The organism is Bradyrhizobium sp. CIR48 (assembly GCF_014198315.1).
GTDB lineage: Bacteria > Pseudomonadota > Alphaproteobacteria > Rhizobiales > Xanthobacteraceae > Bradyrhizobium.
In genome coordinates this window covers 701,782-721,830 of the sequence record NZ_JACIHG010000003.1, presented here as the reverse complement: position 1 = coordinate 721,830, position 20,049 = coordinate 701,782, and the positions used below count along the sequence as shown (strand labels likewise).

General features: G+C 64.7%; 21 protein-coding genes and 1 pseudogene. 13 read left to right on the top strand and 9 right to left on the bottom strand.

The genetic code is table 11. The annotated features are described in order from the left end of the window. Window positions 1-123: 123 nt before the first annotated feature. The 5 genes from GGD66_RS13360 to GGD66_RS13340 all read left to right on the top strand — a co-directional run bounded on the left by GGD66_RS13360 (window position 124) and on the right by GGD66_RS13340 (window position 4,876). On the top strand, window positions 124-921 hold the full coding sequence (locus tag GGD66_RS13360) for an alpha/beta hydrolase (RefSeq protein ID WP_092254922.1): 798 nt from the start codon (window positions 124-126) through the stop codon (window positions 919-921). Beyond that, window positions 875-2,353, top strand: a complete 1,479-nt coding sequence (locus GGD66_RS13355; RefSeq protein ID WP_092254743.1) for a sodium:proton antiporter — start codon at window positions 875-877, stop codon at window positions 2,351-2,353. Before GGD66_RS13360 ends, GGD66_RS13355 begins: the two co-directional genes overlap by 47 nt. Window positions 2,354-2,403: 50 nt before the next feature. Continuing rightward, window positions 2,404-3,501: a calcium:proton antiporter gene (locus GGD66_RS13350; RefSeq protein WP_092254745.1), complete on the top strand. Its 1,098-nt coding sequence runs from the start codon at window positions 2,404-2,406 to the stop codon at window positions 3,499-3,501. Between the two features lie 26 nt (window positions 3,502-3,527). Further along, the gene (locus GGD66_RS13345; RefSeq protein ID WP_092254748.1) at window positions 3,528-3,812 is read left to right on the top strand and encodes a cupin domain-containing protein; all 285 of its coding nucleotides are present in this window, start codon (window positions 3,528-3,530) and stop codon (window positions 3,810-3,812) included. Window positions 3,813-3,904: 92 nt separating this feature from the next. Next, window positions 3,905-4,876: a hypothetical protein gene (locus GGD66_RS13340; RefSeq protein WP_183258011.1), complete on the top strand. Its 972-nt coding sequence runs from the start codon at window positions 3,905-3,907 to the stop codon at window positions 4,874-4,876. A gap of 25 nt (window positions 4,877-4,901) precedes the next feature. Here GGD66_RS13340 and GGD66_RS13335 read toward each other — a convergent pair whose 3' ends face one another. Next, window positions 4,902-5,552 (bottom strand): tetratricopeptide repeat protein, encoded by a 651-nt coding sequence (locus GGD66_RS13335; RefSeq protein WP_183258010.1) that lies wholly within the window; start codon window positions 5,550-5,552, stop codon window positions 4,902-4,904. A gap of 271 nt (window positions 5,553-5,823) precedes the next feature. After that, the gene (gene rpsU / locus GGD66_RS13330) at window positions 5,824-6,120 is read right to left on the bottom strand and encodes a 30S ribosomal protein S21 (RefSeq protein WP_008546194.1); all 297 of its coding nucleotides are present in this window, start codon (window positions 6,118-6,120) and stop codon (window positions 5,824-5,826) included. Window positions 6,121-6,382: 262 nt separating this feature from the next. Here rpsU and aqpZ point away from each other — a divergent pair. Beyond that, window positions 6,383-7,104 (top strand): annotated as a pseudogene (gene aqpZ, locus GGD66_RS13325) (aquaporin Z). A gap of 37 nt (window positions 7,105-7,141) precedes the next feature. Here aqpZ and GGD66_RS13320 read toward each other — a convergent pair. Together GGD66_RS13320 and purE are read right to left on the bottom strand one after the other, a co-directional pair. Continuing rightward, the gene (locus tag GGD66_RS13320; protein WP_183258009.1) at window positions 7,142-8,248 is read right to left on the bottom strand and encodes a 5-(carboxyamino)imidazole ribonucleotide synthase; all 1,107 of its coding nucleotides are present in this window, start codon (window positions 8,246-8,248) and stop codon (window positions 7,142-7,144) included. Beyond that, window positions 8,245-8,733 (bottom strand): 5-(carboxyamino)imidazole ribonucleotide mutase, encoded by a 489-nt coding sequence (purE, locus tag GGD66_RS13315; RefSeq protein ID WP_018317812.1) that lies wholly within the window; start codon window positions 8,731-8,733, stop codon window positions 8,245-8,247. Before purE ends, GGD66_RS13320 begins: the two co-directional genes overlap by 4 nt. 141 nt (window positions 8,734-8,874) lie before the next feature. On the opposite strand from purE, the gene GGD66_RS13310 reads away from it, so the two are divergent. After that, window positions 8,875-9,600, top strand: coding sequence for a GGDEF domain-containing protein (locus tag GGD66_RS13310; protein WP_183258008.1), 726 nt, complete (start codon window positions 8,875-8,877; stop codon window positions 9,598-9,600). On the opposite strand, the gene GGD66_RS13305 is transcribed toward GGD66_RS13310, so the two are convergent. The 3 genes from GGD66_RS13305 to GGD66_RS13295 form a co-directional block, all read right to left on the bottom strand. Continuing rightward, a complete protein-coding gene (locus GGD66_RS13305; RefSeq protein WP_183258007.1) occupies window positions 9,597-9,848 on the bottom strand; it encodes a hypothetical protein in 252 nt (83 codons plus the stop codon). The two genes, GGD66_RS13310 and GGD66_RS13305, sit on opposite strands and share 4 nt — an antisense overlap. 23 nt (window positions 9,849-9,871) lie before the next feature. Next, window positions 9,872-10,090 carry a hypothetical protein gene (locus GGD66_RS13300; RefSeq protein WP_026201909.1) on the bottom strand — a complete coding sequence of 73 codons (219 nt, stop codon included), beginning with the start codon at window positions 10,088-10,090 and terminating at the stop codon, window positions 9,872-9,874. A 121-nt stretch (window positions 10,091-10,211) separates the two neighbouring features. Continuing rightward, window positions 10,212-10,418: a YdcH family protein gene (locus tag GGD66_RS13295; protein WP_008546179.1), complete on the bottom strand. Its 207-nt coding sequence runs from the start codon at window positions 10,416-10,418 to the stop codon at window positions 10,212-10,214. Between the two features lie 329 nt (window positions 10,419-10,747). On the opposite strand from GGD66_RS13295, the gene GGD66_RS13290 reads away from it, so the two are divergent. Next, on the top strand, window positions 10,748-10,927 hold the full coding sequence (locus tag GGD66_RS13290; protein WP_026201910.1) for a YdcH family protein: 180 nt from the start codon (window positions 10,748-10,750) through the stop codon (window positions 10,925-10,927). A gap of 173 nt (window positions 10,928-11,100) precedes the next feature. Here the strand turns inward: GGD66_RS13290 and GGD66_RS13285 are convergent, their stop codons facing one another. Further along, entirely contained in the window at window positions 11,101-12,204 is a 1,104-nt protein-coding gene (locus tag GGD66_RS13285) for an NAD(P)/FAD-dependent oxidoreductase (RefSeq protein WP_183258006.1), read from the bottom strand. Window positions 12,205-12,406: 202 nt separating this feature from the next. Here GGD66_RS13285 and GGD66_RS13280 point away from each other — a divergent pair, with 202 nt between their 5' ends. The 5 genes from GGD66_RS13280 to GGD66_RS13260 all read left to right on the top strand — a co-directional run bounded on the left by GGD66_RS13280 (window position 12,407) and on the right by GGD66_RS13260 (window position 19,661). Continuing rightward, a complete protein-coding gene (locus GGD66_RS13280) occupies window positions 12,407-15,094 on the top strand; it encodes an EAL domain-containing protein (protein WP_183258005.1) in 2,688 nt (895 codons plus the stop codon). A gap of 138 nt (window positions 15,095-15,232) precedes the next feature. Continuing rightward, on the top strand, window positions 15,233-16,711 hold the full coding sequence (locus GGD66_RS13275) for a glycerol-3-phosphate dehydrogenase (protein ID WP_183258084.1): 1,479 nt from the start codon (window positions 15,233-15,235) through the stop codon (window positions 16,709-16,711). A gap of 52 nt (window positions 16,712-16,763) precedes the next feature. Then, entirely contained in the window at window positions 16,764-17,933 is a 1,170-nt protein-coding gene (locus GGD66_RS13270) for an ABC transporter ATP-binding protein (RefSeq protein ID WP_183258004.1), read from the top strand. After that, the gene (locus GGD66_RS13265) at window positions 17,930-18,844 is read left to right on the top strand and encodes an ABC transporter permease (RefSeq protein ID WP_183258003.1); all 915 of its coding nucleotides are present in this window, start codon (window positions 17,930-17,932) and stop codon (window positions 18,842-18,844) included. The genes GGD66_RS13270 and GGD66_RS13265 overlap by 4 nt, the downstream gene beginning before the upstream one ends. Before the next feature lie 4 nt (window positions 18,845-18,848). Then, on the top strand, window positions 18,849-19,661 hold the full coding sequence (locus tag GGD66_RS13260) for an ABC transporter permease (protein ID WP_183258002.1): 813 nt from the start codon (window positions 18,849-18,851) through the stop codon (window positions 19,659-19,661). A gap of 14 nt (window positions 19,662-19,675) precedes the next feature. On the opposite strand, the gene GGD66_RS13255 is transcribed toward GGD66_RS13260, so the two are convergent. Next, window positions 19,676-20,041 (bottom strand): hypothetical protein, encoded by a 366-nt coding sequence (locus tag GGD66_RS13255; RefSeq protein WP_183258001.1) that lies wholly within the window; start codon window positions 20,039-20,041, stop codon window positions 19,676-19,678. Between the last annotated feature and the right edge of the window lie 8 nt (window positions 20,042-20,049).

The window sequence follows — 20,049 nt, the reverse complement described above, 5'->3', positions numbered from 1 at the left end:
ATGCCGCCCACAAGGCGGCGTGCGGCTGCCGGGACGTACCGGCGAGCCTCCGGCCCGACGTCATGAAATTGCTGCGGAGCCGTCGCAAGCCCTGAGCCTGAACCGGGGGCCGGCCGCGCAATGATCACCATCGCCAAATGGACCGTCATTCTGCTTGCGACCGTCTATCTCGCCGGGCTCCTCGTGCTCTATGCCCGGCAGCGCGAGATGCTGTTTCCGATACCGACCGCCAAGCGGACCCCGCCTGAGGCGGCAGATTGTCCCGAGGCGGAGGAGCATGTCCTGACCACCTCGGATGGCGAGAAGATCATCGTCTGGCACGTGCCGGCGAGGCCCGGTCGTCCCGTGATCCTGTATTTTCCGGGCAATGGCGACTTTCTTGCCGGCCGTGTCAGCCGCTTCAAGGTCATGACGGCAGATGGCACCGGCCTCGTTGCGCTGTCCTACCGCGGCTATGCCGGCTCGAGCGGCGCGCCGAGCGAGGAGGGGCTGCTGCGCGATGCCGCCGCCGCCTACGCCTTCACCACGGCGCGCTACACGGCGGAACGAATCGTCGCCTGGGGCTTCTCGCTCGGGACCGGCGTGGCGGTCGCGCTCGCCGCAGAACAGCGTGTTGGAAAGCTGGTCCTGGAGGCGCCCTATACGTCGACGGCCGACATTGCATCTTCGTCATTCTGGTTCGTGCCGGTGCGCCTCTTGATGCGCGATCCGTTCCCTTCCGACCAGCGGATCGCGCGCGTCACGGTGCCGCTCCTGGTGATGCATGGCACCAATGACCTTGTCATTTCAATCGTGTTCGGAGAACGTCTGTTCGCGCTCGCGCATGAACCGAAGCAGTTCGTTCGCTTTGCGGGCGGCGGACATGACAATCTCGATGCATTCGGTGCGATCGAAACGGCAAGGCGCTTCATTGGAGAATAAACGACTCGTCACGCGAATCCCGGCCGTATCGCTCGTTGCCATCCTCACCTTGTTGCCGCAGCCGGCCTGGGCCGCAGCCGGGCTCGATGGTGCGGCGATGCGCTGGCCCTATGCGCTGCCCTTTGCCGGCCTGTTGCTGTCGATCGCGCTCGGACCGCTGTTGTTTCCGAAAGTCTGGCACCATCATTACGGCAAGATCGCCGCTGCTTGGTCGCTGGCGGCGCTCGTCTCACTCGTGATTTTTGCCGGAAGCGCGGTCACGCTGGCTGTGCTCGTGCACGCTCTGCTCGCCGAATATCTTGGCTTCATCGTGCTGCTGTTCGCGCTCTATGTCGTGGCCGGCGGCATTCTCATTACCGGCGACATCAAGGCCACGCCAGCGATCAATGCTGGCATCCTCGCGCTCGGCACGCTGGGTGCAAGCATTGTCGGCACCACGGGTGCCGCGATGATCCTGATCCGTCCGCTGATCCGCGCCAACCGGCCGCGGCGCCACAATGCCCATGTCATCATCTTCTTCATCATCCTGGTCGCCAATGTCGGCGGCGCGCTGAGCCCGCTCGGCGATCCCCCGCTCTTCGTCGGTTTCCTGCACGGCGTCGACTTCTTCTGGACCACGCGGAGCATCTGGCTGCAGACCGCGATCGTCGCCGGATTGCTGCTCGCGATCTTCACCGCCATCGATTTCTGGCGCTTCCGCAGCGAACCTCAGCTCAGCGACGCCGGTCCCGCGGATCCGGTCCGCATTCGCGGTCTCGTCAACCTCGTGCTGATCGCAGCCATCGTCGCGAGCCTGCTGGCCTCGGCGATGTGGAAGCCCGCTGTTGCTTTCGACATTCTCGGAACGAAGCTGGGGCTGGAAGACATCGCGCGCAATGTGGCGCTGCTTTCCATTGCGGCGCTGTCGGTGTGGTTGACACCGGACGAGCACAGGGAGGCCAACGGCTTCACCTGGGAGCCGATCCGCGAGGTCGCAAAACTGTTCGCGGGCATCTTCGTCGCCATCATCCCGGTCATTGCCATGCTCAATGCCGGCCACCACGGCGCCTTCGCCTGGCTGTTGTCGGCCGTGACGGCACCGGACGGTGCGCCGCGCGAGGTCGCCTATTTCTGGTTCACCGGCCTGATGTCAGCGTTTCTCGACAATGCGCCGACCTATCTGTTGTTCTTCCAGCTTGCCGGCGGTGATCCGCAAACGCTGATGCACGAGCTGTCGGGCACGCTCGCGTCGATTTCGATGGGCGCCGTCTACATGGGAGCGCTCACCTATATCGGCAATGCGCCGAACTTCATGGTCAGCAGCATCGCGAGCGAGAACGGCATCGAGATGCCGAGCTTCTTCGGCTATCTCTTGCGTGCCGGCGCCGTGCTGATCCCGCTGTTCATGCTGCTGACGCTGCTGCCGGTCGCTCCGATCCTGCGCTGGCATTGAATCTGCCGGCCGATTTGCTACTGCTCGTCTTCAGTGATTGGAGCCGGTAGATGAGCGCGCATAATCCGATGCCCCGGTCGGCCTGGATCTTTCCGGCGCTGGCCGTGCTGTTGTTCGCAGCCGTCAGCGCGACGGGCTACGTCTTCACGCTGTCGTTGGGCGGGCTCGTCTTCGCCATCGTCCTTCTGGTTATCCTGTTCGGCACCGTGTTCGCCGCGGTTCATCATGCCGAAGTGATCGCCGAGCGGGTCGGCGAGCCCTATGGCACGCTGGTGCTGACGCTCTCGGTGACCGTCATCGAGGTGGCGCTGATCACCACGATCATGCTGGGCGACAAGCCCGCCCCGGAACTGGCGCGCGACACCGTGTTCGCCGTGGTCATGATCGTCTGCAACGGCCTCGTCGGGCTCTGCATCTTCATCGGCGGCCTGCGCTATCGCGAGCAGGGCTTTCAGCTCTCGGGGGCCAACGTCTATCTCAGCGTCCTGTTCGCGCTCGCGACCATCACGCTGATCATGCCGAACTACACGACCACCGCGCCGGGGCCGGTCTATTCGGCGGTTCAGCTCGGTTTCGTCGACGTGGTCACGCTCGCGCTGTACGGAGTGTTCCTCTACACCCAGACCGTCCTGCACAAGGATTACTTCGTCCATGAACGGGCTGACGGCGGCAGCGGCGTGGCGCATCTGCCGGGCCGGATGTTGGTGGTCAGCGTCGTGCTGCTGCTGATTGCGCTGCTGGCCGTGGTGCTGCTCGCCAAGAAGTTTTCGCTGGTGGTGGACGCCGTCGCGGCCAAGATCGGCGCGCCGCCGGCCTTTGCCGGCCTTCTGGTCGCGCTCCTGATCCTGATGCCGGAAGGCGTCGCGGCGGTATCGGCGGCCCGCAAGAACGACCTCCAGAAGAGCATCAACCTCGCGCTCGGCTCGTCCCTCGCCACCATCGGGCTGACCATCCCGGCGGTGGGGGTCGCCACCTACGCGCTCGACAAGGAGCTCACGCTCGGCCTCAGCGCCCAGGGCAGTGTGCTTTTGCTCCTGACCTTCTTCCTGAGCATGCTGACCTTCGGCACCGGCAGGACCAATGTCCTGTTCGGGCTGGTCCATATGGTGGTATTTGCCGTCTACGCCTTCATGGTTTTCGTGCCCTGAAGCGCTGCGTCCCAAGAGAGGTTCCAATGCTTGCCGCCAAGTCCGAGGTCCAGGTCGACAACGAGGAGGTCCGGGTGACCGAATGGCGGCTTCCGCCCGGTAGCGCCACCGGCCATCACACCCACGGCATGGACTATGTGATTGTTCCCGTCGTTGCGGGAGAAATGACCATCGTGGCGCCGGGCGGCGAGCGGTCCAAGGCGCAACTGGCAGCCGGGAAATCCTACTTCCGCAAGGCGGGCGTCCAACATGACGTACTTAACGAAACCTCAACCGAGATCGTGTTCCTTGAGATCGAGCTAAAGCCGTAGATCCGGCCTTAACACTTGCCATCGATCCGTCGCAGTTGATCCCTTACAATGCCCTAAAGTTCCCGCATCAGATCGCGCGGGGAGTGGCCGGAATGCTGAAATACCTCGCTAAAATCTCGATGGATATTTTCCCCTCGGTGCTCGCGACGATCATCGGGGCGTACATCGTTAACCACTACATCAACGCCAAGCCGGCGGCTGATGCCCCTGCGGCCGTCGTGGCCCCTGCCGAGGCCGGCAAGAACGGGAAACCCGCCGATGTCGCCAATCTCCCTGCGCCCGGCGTCAAGGCCAAAGGCATCCCCGAGAAGAGCGTGACGGACAAGCCGGCGGTCGAAAAGGCTGCCGATCAGCCGTCCGCCGAGCACAAGGCTGCCGATGTGGCCCCGGCCGAGGCCAGCCCGCGTGGCAAGCCGTCGGCGCGCGAGAAGGCGGTCGCCAAGTCGACCCCGGCCACCAGCACACCCGCTCCCGCCGCTCCGGTGGTCGAGGCCAATTCGGCGCCGGCTGCTGCGGCTCCGGCCCCCGACGCCAACGACCTCGTGCGTGCCGCGATCGAGCGCCTGCGCAAGACTCCTGAGGGCAAATCTTCCGAGGGCAAATCTTCCGAGGGCAAGTCTTCCGAAGGAAAGTCGTCTGCCGAAACCAAACCTTCCGAGGTCAGGCCGTCCGAGACCAGGTCAGCCGAGAGGCCGACTGAGCCTGCCGTGCGGGAAGCAGCCCGCACGCCCGAGGCCCCGCGGGTCGTCAGCATGGAGCCGGCTACGGTCCGTCCGCTGCCGCCGCCGATCACGGTATCGACGCCCTCACCGGAGGCCTATGGCAAGGATGGCTCCTCGCCGGCCAATCCGCCCTACACGGCCTCGGTCGGCAACGATGATCCGAATCGGATGACGCCGCCGGCTGACATTCCCGTGCCGATGATCGCGCCACCGCTCGATCTGCGCGCCGACGCCGGTGGCTCCATGCCGCGGCCGAAGAAGACCAATGTCGCCGACGAGATGCTGTCGGGCATGAAGTCGATGTTCCACTCGGTTCTGCCGAAGAGCGCCACCCCCGATTAGGACGGCGCCTGCGCCGTCAAAACCGTCAGCCGCCGACGCGGGCAAGACCGTTGCGCGCGGCGTCGTCGCGTGGGCGAAGCGAGACAGCCCTGGTGTAGGACGCCGCCGCCTTGGCCCTGTCGCCCAGCCGCTCATAGGCCTGTCCGCGCGTGGTCCAGACCTGCGCGTTGTGCGGATCGGCCTCGGAGGCCTCATCCAGATCGGCCGTGGCCTCCTTGACCTTGCCGAGCGCGAGATAGCTGGTGGCGCGGCCGAGCAGCGGCTCGACCTTCTGGGGATTGAGTCCGCTCGCAGCGCTGAAATCTGCGATGGCGAAGGCGTGCTGATTGTTGCCCTGGTAGATCAGGGCACGGCCATACAGCGCCTGCGCATTGTAGGGATCGAGTCCGACCGCGCGATTGAACTCGTCGAGCGCTGCCGCGACCTCGCCTGACTTGGCCAGGGATTGGGCTTTTGCAGTGTGGGCCTGAGCTTCGGTGACGTTGCCGGCGCTCACCGCGCTCTCGGCGGGCGCAGCCGCCTGGGGGGCTTCCTGCGGCTTGTCCTTCTCCGGCATCAACGATCCCAGATCGAAGGAGCAGCCGCACAGCGCAATCCCCATCAAGGCCAGCGCGCACGGCGGCTGCCAGATCCGGCGTCGCCGCGTCAAGCCGCGCTGGGGGAAGGGGGAGGCCATCTGCGGTTCGCTCGCGCTAGAGCATGATCCGGACCCGAAGGGCCGCGTTGACGAAAAGTATGAAGCGGTTTTCCCTCGCGACAAAGGCGGAACGCGCTTGCGTAGAGATCAAGGTCAAACAACAAACGAAAGCGCGACGACGTTCAATCCAAATCTCATCGCGTTTGCGTGCCGCATCCGTGGTGCCTGGCCCAAAGAGCAGCGCGCACAAACAATGACGCGGGCCAGAGGCCCGCGTCATCGAAACTGAAATCTTGCAAAATTCGGTGAATCAGCGCGGTCCGCGCGGACCTGCACCCGGGCCGCCACGACCGCCGCGATCACCGCCGGGACCTGCGCCGAACACCGGCTTCGGCTTCATCGGCAGCAGGCCTTCGCGCTGCAGCTTCTTGCGGGCCAGCTTGCGCGCGCGGCGCACGGCTTCGGCCTTTTCGCGGGCCTTCTTCTCGGAGGGCTTCTCGTAATGACCGCGGAGCTTCATCTCGCGGAAAATTCCCTCGCGCTGCATCTTCTTCTTCAGCGCCTTGAGGGCTTGGTCGACATTGTTATCGCGAACGAGAACCTGCACGCGGCATCCTCTTCAGTGGATCGGATTTGAATTCTGGTAAGACGAAGGGGATGGCGAAAACGCGCAAGCCCTTAACCTTGAGGGCGCGGATGTATCAGACAAATCCCGGGATGTCCACCGGACAAGCGGGTTTTCGGGCCAAGTTCAGCCATTAAATGAGGCAAAAATACCTCTGTGCGGCCCTGATTTGGGCGATTCGACGCCAGGGATGGGGCCGTTTCCGGAGCTTTGTTCCGGAATCTTTGAAAGCAGGGGACTACACATGGATATCAAGAAATACGCTGCTGAAGCCATCGGCACCTTCTGGCTCACATTCGCAGGCTGCGGAAGCGCGGTGATCGCTGCCGGCTTTCCGCAGGTCGGAATCGGTCTGGTCGGTGTCTCCCTCGCATTCGGACTGAGCGTGGTCACCATGGCCTATGCGATCGGCCATATCTCCGGCTGCCATCTCAACCCGGCCGTCAGGTCGGTCTTGCCGCCGGCGGGCGTTTTCCGGCCGGGCAGATCCTGCCCTATGTGATCGCGCAGGTGGCCGGCGCGATCGTGGCCGCCTGGCTCCTCTACGTCATCGCGAGCGGAGCTCCCGGATTCGATGTCAGCAAGGGCTTCGCATCCAACGGCTATGATGCGCATTCGCCCGGCCAGTACAGCATGATCGTGTGCTTCCTCACCGAGGTGGTGATGACCATGATGTTCCTGTTCATCATCATGGGCGCGACCCATGGCCGCGCGCCCGCAGGCTTCGCGCCGCTCGCGATCGGGCTCGCGCTGGTGATGATCCATCTCGTCAGCATCCCCGTCACCAACACCTCGGTGAACCCGGCGCGCAGCACGGGCCCCGCGCTGTTCGTCGGCGGCTGGGCGACGGCGCAGCTCTGGCTGTTCTGGGTCGCACCGCTGATCGGCGGCGCGCTGGGCGGGGTGATCTATCGCTGGCTCAGCGAGGAGCCCACGGGCGTCGTCGCAGGCGCGAAGACGGCCTAATCGCGGAGCGGGATCGCAGCTCGAAGCTGCGGTCCCGCTACTTGCCTTTCGTCGGCCTGACTTCGGTGACGTGGCCCATCTTTCGGCCGGGACGCGGCGCACCCTTGCCGTAGATGTGCACGGTCGCGCCCGGCACGCTCAGCCACTTGTCGTAATCGTTGATCTCGTCGCCGATCAGATTGGTCATGGTGACGATTTCGCCGTGGCGCACGGGCTTGCCGAGCGGCCACCCGGCGATGGCGCGGATGTGCTGCTCGAACTGCGAGACCGAGGCGCCGTCGAGCGTCCAGTGCCCTGAATTGTGCACGCGCGGGGCGATCTCATTGACCAGCACCTTCGGGCCGGTGCCGTTGGCGAGCACGAACATCTCGACAGCGAGCACGCCGACATAGTCGAGCGCGCTTGCGATCTTGCCGGCGATGCTGCGTGCTTCCTCGGCAAGCGCAGGCGGGATCGGCGCGGGCGCGCGCGATATCTTCAGGATGTGGTCGCGGTGCTCGTTCTCGGTGACGTCGAAACACTCGACCTGGCCTGTGACCGAGCGTGCGGCGATCACGGAGATCTCGCGCTCGTAGGGCACGAAGGCTTCCAGGATCGCCGATTTGGTGGCGAGGCTGGTCCACACCTTGGCGATGTCGTCGCCCTCGCGAATGATGGCCTGGCCCTTGCCGTCATAACCGAAGCGGCGGGTCTTGAGCACGGCCGGAAGGCCGATCCTGGCGATCGCCTCGCGCAGCGAGGACACGGAGGTGACGTCGGCATAGGCTGCGGTGCCGATGCCGAGCCGCGTCACGAAATCCTTCTCGGCGAGCCGGTCCTGGGTGGTCTCGAGAATCTTGCGGTTGGGCAGCACGGGTCGGCGCGCGTCCAGCACCATCGCGGCGGCCGATGGCACATTCTCGAATTCGTAGGTGATGACGTCGACGTCGTTGGCGAACAGTTCGAGCGCCTCGACGTCGGCATATTCGGCGCAGGTCGCGTTCAATACGACGTCGAAGGCCGGCGAGTCCGGATCGGGCGAGAAAACCTGGCAGCGCAGGCCGAGCCGCGCCGCAGCCATGGCCAGCATCCGGCCCAATTGTCCGCCGCCGAGAATTCCGATGGTGTCACCGGGCTTCAGCTTCACCTGCCTGGTGTCGGTCACGCCTTGTCCTCCGGGCGCTCGGCGACCGCCTCGGTCTGCGCCTTGCGCCAGGCCGCGAGGCGATCGGACAAGGCCGGGTCGGACAACGCCAGGACGGCCGCCGCCAGCAGCGCGGCGTTGGTCGCGCCGGCCTTGCCGATGGCGAGGGTGCCGACCGGGATGCCGGCGGGCATCTGGACGATCGAATAGAGCGAATCGAGGCCCTTGAGCGTCTTGGATTCGACGGGAACTCCGAACACCGGGAGTTCGGTCAGCGCCGCCGCCATGCCGGGCAGGTGTGCAGCGCCACCTGCGCCGGCGATGATGACCTTGTAACCCGCGGCCTTGGCGCCCTTGGCGAAAGCAAAGAGACGGTCGGGGGTGCGGTGGGCCGAGACGATGCGGGTGTCGGCGGCGACGCCGAGCGCGGCAAGCGTGTCGGCGGCATGCCGCATCGTGTCCCAGTCCGACTGGCTTCCCATGATGATGGCGATCGGCGCGGTCATGACGTTAATTGTGCCCGAAAAACAGAAAGATAGGCCAGATTAACGGTTCCGGCCGGCGGCTCGCAAGGCGGTGGCAAGGAGAAGGGAATCCACTATCCTGTCTTGGTGAATCCCCGCAAGCCTTCATTGAGCAGGATGCCCATGAAGAAACCAAAAAGGGCAGGCGCTGCGAAGGCCAAAAAGGGCCGGAAGACCAGTGCCGGCCGATCGAAAACCGCCCCAAAACGGCTGATCAAGCGTCCGACGAAGCCGCCGGGGCGTGGCGCGTCGGGCGATGATGGAGCCAAGGATACCGTCAGGGCGACGATCCGGGGCTTGCGGACCAAGCTCAAGGAGGCGCAGCGCCGGGTCGCGGAACTGGAAGCTGCGGCCGACACCGATTTCCTGCTGGAGATTCCGAACCGGCGCGGCTTCGAGCGCGAGCTGGCGCGCGCCATCGCCTACATGAAGCGCTACCGCGCCAGCGGGGCACTGATCGTGCTCGACGTTGACAGGTTGAAGCCGATCAACGATTCGTTCGGTCATGGCGCCGGTGACGAGGTGCTCAAGGCGATTGCCGCCACGCTGACGCGGCAGGTCCGCGCCTCCGACGTGGTCGGGCGGCTGGGGGGCGACGAGTTCGCGCTGCTGCTGTGGAATCTCAGCGAGACCGACGCCAAGGCGAAGGCGGCCATCTTCGAGCAGGCGGTCGACGAATTGTCCTTTGTCTTTCGCGGCGAGCACGTGACCGCGGGCGCCTCCGCCGGTGTCGCGCTGCTGGGGGCGCAGTCCGACGCGGGCCGCGCCCTGGAGGAGGCCGATGCCGCCATGTATGTGCGCAAGGCGCACCGGCGGCACGAGCCGCGGATCAGGCTGCTCCGCAGCTAAAGCGCGCTGAGATCCGGCGGTACGCGACCGAATGTCCGCAGCAATTTGGCGTCGCCAAACTCACCGGTCAGGGGATCGCCGCTGCGGCTGAAGGCGACGGCGCCGATATGGCCGGCGCCATGCGCCAGCATTTCCGCACGACGCAGGGCGGCAGCCGATGTCTGGCATTCCTCGGCCGCACCCGCCACCGGCGATCCGTCCTCGTCGATCAGGAAGGGCAATGCAACGTAGTAGGTGACGTCGGGCATGGTCGGCTCTGATAGCTGACGGTTCAGGCGGCGCTGCTCTTGCTCCGCATCTTGCTGCGCGAGGTCTCCGGAATGCAGCCGGCGGAAATCGCCGCCTGCAATTCCTCAAGCTCGGCCTCCAGATATTCGTTGGCCATGATCAGCGCCTTGATGGTGCTGCGCAGATTGCCGTCGCACATCGCGATCGCCTGATCGCAGGCCTGTTCATAATGGCTGTTGTCGAGAAGGGCGGCGGTCGACATCTGCATTGTCCTTGTCAGTTGTGCTGGACGTTTCCTGGGGGCGCTGGGGTGCTCGAATGTTCCTATTTTGTTCTTTTCGAGTCAAGCGGATTCATCCGCAAGAGGGAAGCCGGCTCGCAGGTCAGGCGATGATGTCGGGGGTGATCTGGTCTTCGATGAACGCGATGCGGTCTCGTAACAACAGCTTGCGCTTCTTCAAGCGCTGTAACCGCAATAGGTCGGGGGCGGGCGATTGATGCAGTGCATCGATCGCCGCATCGAGATCTCGGTGTTCCTGCTGCAACCGGGTGAGCTCGGCTTCGAGCTCACGCTCGTCTTCATTGGTCATGTCTGCGGTGGCCGAAAACCGATAGGCGTGGGATTAAGGCTGTGGATGCCCTGTGGAAATTATCGTCCTTGCGCGGCGTGATCGCAAGCGATCTGCGACCACCGTTCGCCGATCTCCAGCGACATATTTCCGCTGATCGCCGCGGCGCTGCGCAAGCGCATTGATATCATGGATTTTTCCCGTGCGGTTCCTTTACTCACGCTTCGTTACATATGAATTTTCAAAAATGAAGCTGCGGCGACGGTTACCCATCGACAGAACGAATCGCTGATGTACACTTCCTTGTCCGGATCGAATCCTGAGGTTCAACCCTACCGAGGAGGTTTCGAATGACAATTCAGGCACATCTCGTTGAATTGGAGCGGAAGCACAAACTTCTCGAAAACGAATTGCACGAAGCTCTCGTGCACCTTTCAACAGACGACCTGCAAATTGTTGAGTTGAAGCGCCGGAAGTTGATGGTCAAGGACCAGATCGAGCGTCTGAGGCACGGCGACACGCTCCACTAGTGACCCCCGTAACAGCGTAGAGTTGATCGTACCCTTATCCCGCAGGGGTGAGAGCTTTTGCGCTCATCCCTGCAGCAAAGTGCGCACCGTGCAAAGAAGTTTGCGCGGTGTTTCGTTTTTGTCTGAACGCGTCGTCTTGCTGCGAACCGGTATCCGCTTCGCTCGAAAGCGCTTCAGATGTCTGCGAGCTCGGCGACGTGATCTGCGATCGCGAGCGACGACGTCAGTCCCGGCGATTCGATGCCGAACAGATTGATCAGGCCAGCGACGCCGTGATCGCGCGGGCCCTGCATCAGGAAGTCCTGCGTGGCCACCGCGGGCGGTACGATCTTCGGCCGGATACCCGAATAGCTCGGCATCAACGCGCCGTCAGGCAGCGTCGGCCAGTATTTGCGGATCGCCGGGTAGAACCGCTCGGCGCGTGACGGGTCGACCTCGTAGTCGATCGTCTCGATCCACTCGACGTCAGGGCCGAAGCGCGCCTGGCCTGCCATGTCCAGCGTCAGATGCACTCCCAACCCGCCGGGCTCGGGCACCGGGTAGATCAGGCGCGAGAACGGCGCCTTGGCATTGCAGCTGAAGTAATTTCCCTTGGCGAGATAGGCCCGTGGAATTCGGTCCAGCGGCATGCCGTCGATGTTGCGCGCCACATTCGTCGCGGAGAGCCCCGCGGCGTTGACGAGGAGGCTGCATTGCAGCGTCATTGGCGCCTCGCCGCCGGCGTCGATCTCGATCAGTCCGTCCGCCGCCTTGGCGCGGATCAGCGGGGTGTGAAACGCGAAGGCCGCGCCGGCTTCCTCGGCTTCGCCGCGCAGCGAGAGCATGTAGGCGTGGCTGTCGATGATGCCCGTAGAGGGCGACAGCAGTGCGGCGTCGCAGGCCAGCGCCGGCTCCAGCGCGCGTGCCGCCTCGCCTGTGAGCAACTGCATGTCGAGCACGCCATTGGCCTCGGCATGCGCCTTGATCGATTGCAGCTTCGCGGTCTCCTGCGGGCTGGTCGCAACGATCAGCTTGCCGCAATTCTTGTGCGGGATGCCGCGCTCGCCACAGTAGCGGTAGAGCGCGTGCTTGCCGTCGACGCACATGCGCGCCATCCAGCTCCCGGCGCGGTAGTAGATGCCGGCATGGATCACCTCGCTGTTGCGCGAGGAGGTGATGGTGCCGATCGCCTCGGCCTCCTCGAGCACGATGACCTCGCGCCCGGCCTGCGCAAGCTTTCGAGCCACCGCGAGCCCGATCACGCCGGCTCCGATGACGACGCAATCGACCCTATCCATGGTTGTGCAGGATGTCCGCTGGAAGCGCCGGTGGCGTCAGGCCTGGAGAGAATGCCGCGGGGCCATTTTCCGTTAAGGAAGAATTTATCATGTCAGGGCAATTGCCGTATTTCACGTCACATTTTTCTGTTGCGCGTACAGGCGTTTACCTGATCCAAACGCGTGAAGCCAGACAATCCGACGTTGAAATCGCGGGTGGCTGATGGCTGAGAAGAACTGGCACGAGGGCAGCACGCTTCCGATTGCTGTGCAGGCCGTTGTGTGCCTGGCCGGCACGGTTGCGCCTGCGCGCGCCTTTGCGCTGTCGGACAGCTTCGCCGCGCCGAGCTATCTCGGCCAGCTCGATCCCAACGTGGTCTGGGAGGTCCTGATCGCGGGCATCGTCGTCTGCGCGTTCCTCGCCGCGATCGTGCTGTGGATCCATTCCTCGCTGCGCCGGACCAGGCGCTTGCAGTTGCGGCGCAATGCCTTCGTCTCCTCCGCCATGAACAATCTCAATCAGGGCGTGGTGATGACGGATGCGCACCGCCGCATCATCTTCTGCAACGACCGCTATCTCGAGATCTACGGCCTGACGCGGTCGGAACTCTGGGCCAATATGGACGGCCATGAGCTTCTCGAGCTCAGGCGCAAGCGCGGGGTGCTTGGCGGCATCTCCGACGATGAGTTCTACGAGAAGGCGGCAAGCCACAACGGCCTGATCACCGAGCTGCCCGACGGCCGGGCCATCCTGGTGAAGTTTTTCGTGCTGCCGAACGGCGGCTCGGTGGCGACGCATCTGGACGTCAGCGAGCAGCGCAAGCTGTCGCGACAGCTCGCTTCCACCAAGCAATTCCTGGAATCGGTGCTGGACCATGTGCCGGCCTGCGTGGCCGCGAAGAACATCGAGGATGGTTGCTACATCTTCGCCAACAGCGCCTATGAGCGATTCTGGGGGTTCTCGCGGGATCACGCCGTCGGCAAGAACGCAGGCGAGCTGTTTGCGCCGGTCTCGGCAGCCATTATCGAGGCGACCGACCGGGCGGCGCTCAACTCCCCGGACGGCCAGTTCCGCAACGAATTCGAGGTCGACCGCGGCGGCGAGCGGCGCATGGTCGCCTCGATCCGGATCGTGGTCCGCAACGAGAGCAACAAGCCCGAGTTTCTGCTGCTGGTGTTCGAGGACATCACCGACCGCCGGTCGCTGTCGCAGGAATTGGAGAGCACCAAGAAGTTCCTTGAGCTCGTGGTCGACAACATCCCGGTGGCGCTGATCGTCGAGCAGGTGAAGGACGGCCGCTATCTGCTCGCCAATCGCAGCGCGGAGACGATCCTCAACCGCCGGCGCGAGGAGGCCACGGGCCTGACCGCGTCCGACATCTTCAACCCCAAGGAAGCCAAGCTGATCATCGCGCGCGACGAGGCCGCGATCAAGAAACGCGGGATGATCACCGAGGAGCATCCGATCTCCACCAAGGACGGCCTGCGGCTGTTCCTGACCCGGCGTGCCACGGTGCTCGGCGATACCGGGGAGCCGCAATATCTGATCAAGACCCACGAGGACGTCACCGACCGCCGGCAGACCGAGTCGCGCATGGCGCACATGGCCTATCACGACGGCCTCACCGATCTGCCGAACCGCGCCGCCTTCCTCCAGGCGCTGACCCAGATGATCGAGGCCTGCGAAGGCACCGGCGAGGAGTTCGCGGTCCTCTGCGTCGACCTCGACGGCCTCAAGGAGGTCAACGATGTCTTCGGTCATGCGCTCGGCGACAAGCTCCTGATCGAGGTGGCCCAGCGGCTCCAGGACTCCGCCCGTGGCGGCGTGGTGGCGCGCCTGTCCGGCGACGAATTCGGCCTGATCATCGACGGCAAGCAGCCGGACGCGGGTCTTGCACTGGCGCAGCAGATTGGCGACGCCGTCGCGAAGGACTTCCAGATCGACGGCCGTGCGGTCCGCGCCGGCGTCACCACCGGCATGTCGATCTTCCCGCACAACGGCGCCGATGGCGCCTCGCTGCTCGCCAACGCCGGTGCGGCGCTGTTCCGCGCCAAGCAGAAGTCGCGCGGCACGATCAGCCTCTACCAGCCCGAGATGGACCATCAGATCCGCGACCGCCGCGTGCTGCACCAGGACCTGTCGGTGGCGATCAAGAACGGCGAGCTTTCGCTTGCCTTCCAGCCGCAGGGCGTCGCCGGCCACAGCGTTGCCGAGAGCGAGATCATCGGTTTCGAGGCGCTGGCGCGCTGGCAGCATCCGGTGCGCGGCCAGGTCTCGCCGGCTGAATTCATCCCGATCGCCGAGGAGAGCGGTCTGATCGTCGAGATGGGCGAGTGGATCCTGCGCCAGGCCTGCCGCGAGGCGGCGTCCTGGCCGAAGCCGCTTCAGGTCGCGGTCAATCTGTCGCCGGCGCAGTTCATGCACGGCGACGTGGTCGGCCTCGTCCATTCGATCCTGATCGAGACCGGCCTTGCACCCGGCCGGCTCGAGCTGGAGATCACCGAGGGTGTGCTGATCGAGGATTTCGACCGGGGCCTTGCGCTGCTGCGCCGCCTGAAGGCGCTCGGCGTGCGCATCTCCATGGACGATTTCGGCAGCGGTTACTCCTCGCTGAGCTACCTCCAGGCGTTCCCGTTCGACAAGATCAAGATCGACCGGGCCTTCATCATCAATCTCGGCCGCAACCCGCAATCGGCTGCGATCGTTCGCGCGGTGATCGATCTCGGCCACGGCCTCGAAATGTCGATCATTGCCGAGGGCGTCGAGACGGTCGAGCAACTCGCCTTCCTCGCCAAGGAGGGCTGTGACGGCGTGCAGGGCTATCTGCTCGGCAAGCCCCTGCCGATCGGGAAATATGCCGGGCTGGTCGGCCGCGCTGAACTCATGGAGCTTGCGCTCAAGACCGGTTAGAGCATTTTCGAGCGAAGTGGACACCGGTTCGCGTCAAGAAAAAGCGTCAGAATAAGAATCTAGAGCCCCGTTCCGATTTCATCGGAACGGAAATGGCTCTAGTGATGATGGGGCGCTTTGCTCCCATTCGACGGCTTCATGGCGGATTACGATCTCGCGATCATCGGCGGCGGGCTGAACGGTGTCAGCCTCGCGCGCGATGCGGCCGGCCGCGGCTTGCGGGTCATCCTGTTCGAGCAGGGCGATCTCGGCGGCGCGGCCTCCTCGGCAACACCGCGGCTGATCCACGGCGATCTGTCGGTGCTGGAGCGGCGCCGGTTCCGGCGGGTGCGCCGGGCCCTGGCCGAGCGCCGGACCTGGCTCCGGATCGCGCCGCATCTGGTCCGGCCGATGCGCTTCGTGATCCCCGCGCATGCCGACGAGCGTCCACCATGGCTGCTGCGGGTCGGCCTTTATGTCTATGACGGTCTCACGAACCGGGGCGGTCTGCCACCCTCGGCGACCATCGACATCACGCATCATCCGGTCGGCAACGCGCTGAAACGCCCGTTCGGTACAGCGTTCGAATATTCGGACTGCGTTGTCGACGACTCCCGCCTGGTGGCGCTGACGGCACTGGATGCCGCTGAACATGGCGCGGCGATCCGGACCGGTGCGCGTTGCGTCCGTGCCGACAGAACCGACATTTGGCGGCTCGCGGTGGTCGATCGTGGCCACCGCCGCACGGTCACGGCGCGGGCGCTGGCCAACGCCACCGGCGGCTGGACGCCAATGGTCGCTGAGACCGTGCTGCGGCAACCGCAGCCCGCGATGGCGGCCACGCAGATGAGCCAGATTATCGTGCCCAAGCTGTTCGACTCCGAGAACGTCTACGTCTTTCAGAACAATGATGGACGGCTGATCTTTGCCCGGCCCTTCGAGCGCGACTTGACGCTGATCGGCACGGTCACGCACGCCTTCACCGGTGATCCCGCAATCGTGGCGATGCCTGGGGCCGACGTCGGCTATCTCTGCGAAGCGGCGAGCCGCTATTTTCGTGAGCGCGTCGCCCCGACCGACGTGGTCCGGACGGTCTCCGGCGTCAACCTGACGCTGGCGTCCGTGCGCGGACGCGACGGCACGATGCTGTTCCATGCACGCCGGCGCAAGGCGCCGCTGCTCACGATGTTCGGCGGCGACGTCACCACCTCGCGCCTGCGCGCCGAGTGGGCGGTGACGAAGCTGACGCCGTTCTATCCAATGTCGCCGCCCTGGACTGCTGGAGCTGCGCTGCCCGGCGGAGATTTCGCCTGGGACCGTTTCGACATCGAAGTCGACCTCGCGCGCGACCGCTGGCGCTTTCTGTCGGAGCCAGAAGCCCAGCGTCTGGTCGGAGCCTATGGCTCGCGGTTGTCCGCAGTGCTAGGCGAGGCAAAGACCCGCGACGAACTTGGCCCGGCGTTCGGCCCCGAGCTGACCGGTGCCGAGGTGCGTTATCTGATGGCCAGCGAATGGGCGCGCTTTCCGGACGATATCCTCTGGCGCCGCTCCAAGCTCGGCTTGACCATGCCCGCGGCGGATCGTGACGCTCTGGCGGCGTTCATGGCGGGTGTGAAAGATGCACCGCTAATTGGTTGAGCAAAAGCCGATCGGCCGCTAGCGTGCGGCGGAATCGGGGTTGGCAGGGAACATGACGGACGAATTGCCCAAAACGCACGCCGCGACAGGTGCGGCCGATGGAGACGCATCCGCGGCGGGCCGGCCGCTGCTGCGCATCGAGGGCGTCGTCAAAACCTTTGGCACTTTCCGCGCGGTGGATGGCGTCTCGCTCGACATCAAGGCCGGCGAATTCTTCGCGCTGCTCGGGCCCAGCGGCTGCGGCAAGACCACGCTGCTGCGCATGCTCGCCGGCTTTGAGGCGCCGGACGAGGGGCGCATCCTGCTCGGGGATAAGGACATCGCGCAGGCGCTGCCGCATGAGCGCCCGATCAATATGATGTTCCAGAATTACGCGTTGTTTCCGCATCTGTCGGTGCGCGACAACGTTGCCTTCGGCCTGAAGCGCGCCGGCATGGCACGCGCCGACATCGCCACCCGTGTGGCCGAGATGGTCGCCCTGGTGAAGCTCGAAGGGCTCGAGAAGCGCAAGCCGGATCAGCTCTCCGGCGGCCAGCGCCAGCGCGTGGCGCTTGCCCGCGCACTGGCGCGCCGGCCGCAACTGCTGCTGCTCGACGAGCCGCTCGCGGCGCTCGACAAGAAGCTGCGCGAGAATACGCAAGGCGAGCTGATGGAGCTGCAGCGCCGTCTCGGCATGACCTTCATCGTCGTCACGCACGACCAGGAGGAAGCCATGACGATGGCGAGCCGGATCGGCGTGATGAAATCAGGCAAGCTCGCTCAGGTCGCGAGTCCCCGCGAGCTTTACGAAGCGCCGCGCTCGCGCTGGATCGCGGAGTTTGTCGGCGACGTCAACCTGTTCGACGGCGAGACGAAATTGCGCGACGGTCATCGTCTGGTCATTGGCACGCGTGATGCGGGTACGTTGGTGGTGGCCGAGCCGCGCGAACCGGTCGGTGCGGGAAGATTCTCGATCGCGATTCGTCCCGAGAAGATCAAGTTGTCGCGGCGCGCCCCGGTGAGCGAAGCCGGTCGTGAAACCACGATCAACAGCCTGGACGGCGTGGTCGCGGACATCTGCTATCTCGGCGGCACCACGACCTATAAAGTGAAGCTCGATACCGGCGGAAGCGTACGGGCTTCGGTCGCCAACAGCGCCCGCCTGGATGTCGACGCCTATAGCGTGGGCCAGCAAATCGTCGCCTGGTTCACGCCGGATGATTGCGTGGTGCTGCCGTCATGAGCTCCCGCCGCATCTTTGCGCGCCCGGCGCGCTTTGCCGCGATCGCGCCCTATGTCTGGATGGTGCTGTTCTTCCTGGTGCCATTCGCCTTCGTGCTCAAGATCAGCCTGTCGCAGACGGCGATCGCACAGCCGCCCTACGAGCCGGTCTTCGCGCTGACGGCGGGGTGGGATGCGCTCAAGGCGGCCTTTGCCGCACTGTCGATCGAGAATTTCAAGCTGCTCGTCTCCGACGACATCTATGTGTTCGCTTACGTGCGCAGCCTCACCGTCGCTCTGACCGCGACTACGCTGCTGCTGCTGATCGGCTATCCCATCGCTTATGGCATGGCGCGGCTGCCGAAGAGTTGGCAGGCTGTGGCGATGGTGCTGGTGATCGTGCCGTTCTGGACCTCGTTCCTGATCCGCATCTATGCCTGGATCAACATCCTCCAGCACGACGGCCTGCTGAACCAGATCCTGCTGGCGCTACATCTGGTCAGCCAGCCCGTGGTCTGGCTCTCAACCGACAGCGCGATGTATATCGGCATCGTCTATTCTTATTTGCCATTCATGATCCTGCCGCTCTACGCCACGCTCGCCAAGATGCAGCCGGTGCTGGAGGAGGCGGCCTCCGATCTCGGCGCGCCGCCGTGGCAGGTGTTCTGGCTCGTCACCTTCCCGCTGTCGCTGCCCGGCGTCGGTGCCGGCGTGCTGCTGTGCTTCATTCCCATCGTCGGCGAATTCGTCATCCCGGACCTTCTGGCCGGCTCCAATTCGCTGATGATCGGCCAGACCCTGTGGCTCGAATTCTTCACCAACAAGGACTGGCCGGTCGCCTCTGCTGCGGCCATCGTGCTGCTGGTGGTGCTGCTTGTGCCGCTGCTGCTGTATGAGCGGCTCCAGAAGCGGCAGCTGGAAAAGGGCCGCTGACGCCATGCGCAAGGTCTCGCGCCTGTCCCGTTTCAACGTCGCCTCGCTCGCGCTGGGGCTGGCGTTCCTTTACTTGCCGATCCTCATCCTCGTCATCTATTCCTTCAATGCCTCGCGGCTGGTGACGGTGTGGGGCGGCTGGTCGCTGCGCTGGTATCACGAGTTCTTCAACGACCGCGCCATGATCGAGGCGGCCTGGATGAGTTTTCGCGTGGCGGTCTCCTCCGCGACCATCGCCACGCTGCTCGGCACGCTCGCCGCGGTCGCCTTGTCGCGCGGCGAGCGCTTCCGAGGCCGTACGCTGTTCTCCGGCATGCTCTACGCGCCGCTGGTGATGCCCGAGGTGATCACGGGGCTGTCGCTGCTATTGCTGTTCGTGGCGCTGAACGCCGAGCGCGGCTTCTGGACGGTGACGATCGCCCATACCACGCTGACGATGTGTTTCGTCGCCGTGGTCGTGCAGTCCCGCCTCGGCTCGCTCGATCGTTCGCTGGAGGAGGCGGCGATGGACCTTGGCTGCGACCCGGTGCACGCCTTTCTTTCGGTGACGCTGCCGCTGATCGCCCCCGCGATCGTCGCAGGCTGGATGCTGGCCTTCACGCTGTCGCTGGACGATCTCGTGATCGCGAGCTTCACCACCGGCCCCGGCTCGGCGACATTGCCGATCCGGATCTATTCCGAGGTGAGGCTGGGCGTGAAACCCGAGATCAACGCGATCTGCACGCTGGTGATCGCCCTGATCGCGGTGGTGATCGTGATCGCTTCGCTCGCATCAAAACTGTCGAGCTCGCAGGGCGAGAGCGCCGCGCCGCTGTAAGCGGGGCCCGCTTCTCAGAAAGCAGCCAACACCCACTTGGCTCCGTCCGCGCGTAAGATGTATAGTTTGCCGCGCGCCAACACGGTCTGGAAGTCGGTATTTCCCGTTCCGATGATGGCCTTGAGCTCGCTGCCGGCTGCATCGGCTTGTACGGTCAAGATCTGCCGTGGCGCCAGCTCGATCTTTTGTGAAACTCCCCCGACAACGAACTGGAAGCCGAGTGGCTGACCGGCGTCGTTGTAAAAGCCAACGCTGTTTGCTGCGACCACCGGCTCGGCGAGCGAGCGGACGGGAACGGTGAGACCTTGATTGCCATTCGGAGCCAGTCCTGTGGCTGTTGGAACGTGGCCCGGCGCAAGTCCGGGGACTTGGAGCGGCATCTGGGTCA